Origin of the sequence: Streptomyces sp. 13-12-16 (genome assembly GCF_002114215.1) — a bacterium.
In the GTDB taxonomy this organism is placed as follows: domain Bacteria; phylum Actinomycetota; class Actinomycetes; order Streptomycetales; family Streptomycetaceae; genus Streptomyces.
This window is the reverse complement of record NZ_NCTE01000752.1, coordinates 1-4,842: the sequence shown is the minus strand read 5'-3', so window position 1 is coordinate 4,842 and position 4,842 is coordinate 1. Positions and strand designations below refer to the sequence as shown.

4 protein-coding genes are annotated in these 4,842 nt (G+C 70.5%); 1 reads left to right on the top strand and 3 read right to left on the bottom strand.

What is annotated here, in order from left to right:
- Positions 1 to 439, top strand: a 439-nt coding sequence (locus B7767_RS28015; protein WP_107486375.1) for a bifunctional DNA primase/polymerase, incomplete at its 5' end; no start/stop codon positions are given.
- 261 nt (positions 440 to 700) lie between these two features.
- Here the strand turns inward: B7767_RS28015 and ftsY are convergent.
- From ftsY to B7767_RS28000, 3 genes are all read right to left on the bottom strand, one after another.
- Positions 701 to 1,903, bottom strand: coding sequence for a signal recognition particle-docking protein FtsY (ftsY, locus tag B7767_RS28010; protein WP_085574605.1), 1,203 nt, complete (start codon positions 1,901 to 1,903; stop codon positions 701 to 703).
- A 303-nt stretch (positions 1,904 to 2,206) separates the two neighbouring features.
- Positions 2,207 to 3,625 (bottom strand): sugar porter family MFS transporter, encoded by a 1,419-nt coding sequence (locus B7767_RS28005; RefSeq protein WP_085574604.1) that lies wholly within the window; start codon positions 3,623 to 3,625, stop codon positions 2,207 to 2,209.
- A 193-nt stretch (positions 3,626 to 3,818) separates the two neighbouring features.
- Positions 3,819 to 4,842: AAA family ATPase (locus tag B7767_RS28000; protein ID WP_085574603.1), on the bottom strand; the 1,024-nt coding region annotated here is incomplete at its 5' end.

Genomic DNA, 4,842 nt, shown 5'->3' with positions numbered 1-4,842 from the left:
GGCCCCGCTGGACGAGGTGACCGCGGTCTGGTCGGAGTTCCCGGGGGCCTCGCTGATGCTGCCGGTCGGGCGGGCGTTCGACGTGATCGAGGTCGCGGAGGCCGCCGGCCGCCACGCCCTGGCCCGGCTGGAACGCATGGGCCTGCCGGTCGGCCCGGTCGCCGCCACCCCGGACGGCCGCGCCCACTTCTTCGTCGCCCCCGGCGCCGCCGCCGCGCTCCCCGACCTGCTCTACCGCATGGGCTGGGACGTCCCGGCCGCCCTGGACCTGCGCGGCCTCGGACCCGGTACGCACATCACGGCACCACCGTCCGACCGGGGCGACCTGGGCCCGGTCCGCTGGCTCCGCTCCCCCGACCCGGACTCTGCGTCCCAGCCACCGGAGGCCCGCCTGCTGCTCGGCACCCTGGCCTACGTGGCCCACCGATCGGGAACGTAGCCGTTCCTGCGGGCAGTCACACCTCCCCCAGTGCCTCAAGGGCCTGGGAGGCACCCCCAGGGCGGCACGGGCGGACGCTGGGGGTAACCCCCTCTGGGGGAGGCACCCCGCCGTCGGGCCGCGCAACCCCACCCCCGGTCCACACCGACACGAGGCACCCCCCGTACACGGCGAAGCGCCCGTCCCCCGGTCTGCTCGGGGGCGGGCGCTTCTTCGCGTCTGCCGATTCCGTCCGACGAAGTCGGAACCGGAGTCAGGGACTCACTCCCCGATAAGCGCATCCACGAACGCCTCCGGCTCGAACGGCGCCAGATCGTCCGCCCCCTCACCGAGCCCGATCAGCTTGACCGGCACACCCAGCTCACGCTGCACGGCGATCACGATGCCGCCCTTGGCCGTACCGTCCAGCTTGGTGAGCACGATGCCGGTGATGTCGACGACCTCGGCGAACACCCGCGCCTGGACCAGACCGTTCTGCCCGGTGGTGGCGTCGAGCACGAGCAGCACCTCGTCCAGCGGGGCCTGCTTCTCCACGACCCGCTTGACCTTGCCGAGCTCGTCCATGAGACCGGTCTTGGTGTGCAACCGCCCCGCGGTGTCGATGAGCACGGCGTCGGCGGTCATCTCCTTGCCCTCCTTGACCGCGTCGAACGCGACGGAGGCCGGGTCACCACCCTCCGGACCGCGCACGGTGTGGGCGCCGACCCGCTCGCCCCAGGTCTGCAGCTGATCGGCGGCGGCGGCACGGAAGGTGTCGGCGGCGCCGAGCACGACGGTGTTGCCGTCGGCGACCAGGACGCGCGCGAGCTTGCCGGTGGTGGTGGTCTTGCCGGTGCCGTTGACGCCGACGACCATCACGATGCCGGGTCCTCCGGCCGCGTTCTCGGTGTGCACGGTGCGGTCCATCTCGGGACCGACCAGCGTGATCAGCTCCTCGCGGAGCAGCCCGCGCAGCTCCTCGGGGGTGCGGGTGCCGAGCACCTTCACGCGCTCGCGCAGCCGCTCGACCAGCTCCTGGGTGGGCTGCACACCGACGTCGGCGGTGAGCAGGGTGTCCTCGATCTCCTCCCAGGTGTCCTCGTCGAGGTGCTCGCGGGACAGCAGGACGAGCAGGCCCTTGCCCAGGGCGTTCTGCGAACGGGAGAGACGGGCGCGCAGCCGGACCAGACGGCCGGCGGTGGGCTCCGGGATCTCGATCTCGGGAGCCTCGGCGGCGGGCGGTTCCTCGATGACGACGGGACCGGCGCCCGCCGGAAGATCAACCTCCTCTATGGTGCGCCGCGGTTCCTCCCGCGGCTTCTCGGCCTCTTCGCCGACGTGCGGCTCGGCCGGAGGGGCGGTGATGTCGGGCGCGGCGGGCGGCGGCGGGGGCAGCGGCTTCTTGCGCCGGCTGCCGACGATGAGCCCGCCGAGCGCGCCGAGCACGACCACGGCGATGACTACAGCAAGGATGACGATGTCCATAACAGCCCCAGTATGGCGTGGCCTCCCGCGAGGCCGTTCTTTGTACGCGCGGGGCCCTCGGCCCCGTCGGGCCGGGCCGGCCCGACGCTCTGCCCCGTGCCGGGCGGGAAGCCCTCGGGGGTGGGGCACAACGCGTCCAGTATCGGACGTGTGCGGGGTCCGCGAAGGCGGTGCCGGACGCCTGGCCCCCGGGACACGCACCGCCGCCCGGCCGGGAAGTGACCCGGGCCGGGCGGCGGTGAGGGTACGAGGAGAGGGGCAGCGGGGACTTGAACCCTTCTCCCCGGTCTTGGGGGCTGCGGCTCAGCCCATCTCCTCCAGCGCCTTGCCCTTCGTCTCCTTCACGAACTTCAGGACGAACGGGATGGAGAGCGCGGCGAAGACCGTGTAGATCACGTAGGTGACCGACAGGTTCCAGTCGGCCAGCGAGGGGAAGCTCGCGGTGATGGCCCAGTTGGCGACCCACTGCGCGGCGGCGGCGACACCGAGGGCGGCGGCGCGGATCCGGTTGGGGAACATCTCGCCGAGCATGACCCAGACGACCACGCCCCACGACAGGGCGAAGAAGAGGACGAAGACGTGCGCGGCGATCAGGGCGACCCAGCCCTGGGTGGCGGGCAGCGCTCCGTCGACGAGGTCGGCGGAGAAGGCCCAGGCCTCGAGGGCCAGGCCGATCACCATGCCGACGGAGCCGATGATCGCGAGCGGCTTGCGGCCGATGCGGTCGACGAAGATCATCGCGATGACGGTGCCGACGATGTTGATGATCGACGTGGTGAACGAGTAGAAGAACGAGTCCGTCGGGTCGACGCCGACCGACTGCCACAGCGTCGAGGAGTAGTAGAACGCGACGTTGATGCCGACGAACTGCTGGAACACCGACAGGCCGATACCGATCCAGACGATCGGCTTGAAGAAGAAGCTGCCGCCGAGCAGGTCCTTGAAGCTGGACTTCTCCTCGCGGTGCATCGCCGACTCGATCTCGGTGACACGGGCGGTCAGGTCGATGTCCTTGCCCTCGACCTCTTCGAGGATCTGCCGGGCGCGCTCGTGCTTGCCGACGGAGATCAGGTAGCGCGGGGACTCGGGGATGGCGAAGGAGAGCAGGCCGTAGAGGACGGCCGGGATCACCATGACGCCGAGCATGACCTGCCAGGCCTCCAGGCCCATCAGCTCACCGCGCTGGTCGCCGTCGGCGGCGTTGAGGATGCCCCAGTTGACCAGCTGCGAGACGGCGATGCCGACGACGATCGCGGCCTGCTGGAAGGAGCCGAGCCGGCCGCGGTAGGCGGGCGGGGCGACCTCGGCGATGTAGGCCGGGCCGATGACGGAGGCCATGCCGATGGCGAAGCCGCCGACGATCCGCCAGAAGGCGAGGTCCCACAGCGCGAAGGGCAGCGCGGAGCCGACGGCGCTGATGGTGAACAGGACCGCGGCGATCTGCATGCACCGGATGCGGCCGATGCGGTCGGCTATGCGGCCGGCCGTCGCGGCACCGATGGCACAGCCGATCAGGGCGACGGCGATGACCTGTGCGAGCGCGGCGGAGCCGATGTCGTAGCGGTCGCGGATGGCCTCGACGGCGCCGTTGATCACGGAGCTGTCGTAGCCGAAGAGGAAACCGCCCATGGCGGCCGCTGCCGCGATGAAGATGACGTGCCCGAGATGTTCGGGGTGAGCCGTCCTGGCTCCTGACTTCTGTGCCTGCGCTGTGCTGGTCACGTGTACTCCTCGGGCCACCGGCAACATCGCCGGATGGGGGTCAGCCCTTCGAGGTCCAGCTGAAGGTACCTGAAGGTAAAAACAACATTGCAGAGACTATGCCTTCAACTTTTGAAGTCAATAGGCCGTGTGCTGTGAGTTTTAAGACGCGACGGAGTAGAGATCGTTCATGACTTGAAGATTGTGTGCCGGTCTAGCGCAGCCGCTGGCTGATGACCTTGGACACGCCGTCGCCCTGCATGGAGACGCCGTAGAGCGCGTCGGCGACCTCCATGGTGCGCTTCTGGTGCGTGATCACGATCAGCTGCGAGGCCTCCTGCAGCTCCTGCATGATCCGGATCAGCCGCTGGAGGTTGGTGTCGTCGAGGGCGGCCTCGACCTCGTCCATGACGTAGAACGGGCTGGGCCGGGCCTTGAAGATCGACACGAGCATCGCCACGGCGGTCAGCGACCGCTCACCGCCCGAGAGCAGGGAGAGCCGCTTGACCTTCTTGCCGGGCGGACGCGCCTCGACCTCCACGCCCGTGGTGAGCATGTTGTCGGGGTCGGTCAGCACCAGCCGCCCCTCACCGCCCGGGAACAGCCGGGAGAAGACGCCCTCGAACTCGCGCGCGGTGTCCCGGTAGGCCTCGGTGAAGACCTGCTCGACGCGTTCGTCGACCTCCTTGACCACCTGGAGCAGGTCCGCGCGGGTCTTCTTCAGGTCCTCCAGCTGCTCGCCGAGGAACTGGTGGCGTTCCTCCAGCGCCGCGAACTCCTCCAGGGCCAGCGGGTTCACCTTGCCGAGCCGCTGGTAGGCGCGCTCGGCGGCCTTCAGGCGCTTCTCCTGCTCGGCCCGTACGAAGGGGCGGGGCCTGTTGCGCGGGTGCTCGGGGTCCTCCGGCAGCTCTTCGCCCTCGGCGGGGGGCGAGGGCGGCACCGGCTGGTGCGGGCCGTACTCCGACACCAGCCCGGCCGGTTCCACACCCAGTTCCTCCAGCGCCTTGGTCTCCAGCTGCTCCACCCGCAGCCGTTTCTCGGCGCCGAGTACCTCGCCCCGGTGAACTGAATCCGTCAACTTGTCGAGTTCCGCCTTGAGATCGCGCCCCTCGGCGCGGGCGCGGGCGAGTTCCTGCTCGCGGCGGGCCCTGGCGGCGTCGGCGGCGGTGCGCTCCCGGTCGGCGCGGGCGAGGGAGACCTCGACGTGCGCGAGGAGCGTCCGGGCGCCGGCGGCGACG

Bases quoted from the DNA above. Each gene is read 5' to 3' on its own strand.
- ftsY (WP_085574605.1), bottom strand. From the start codon at position 1,903: ATGGACATCGTCATCCTTGCTGTAGTCATCGCCGTGGTCGTGCTCGGC.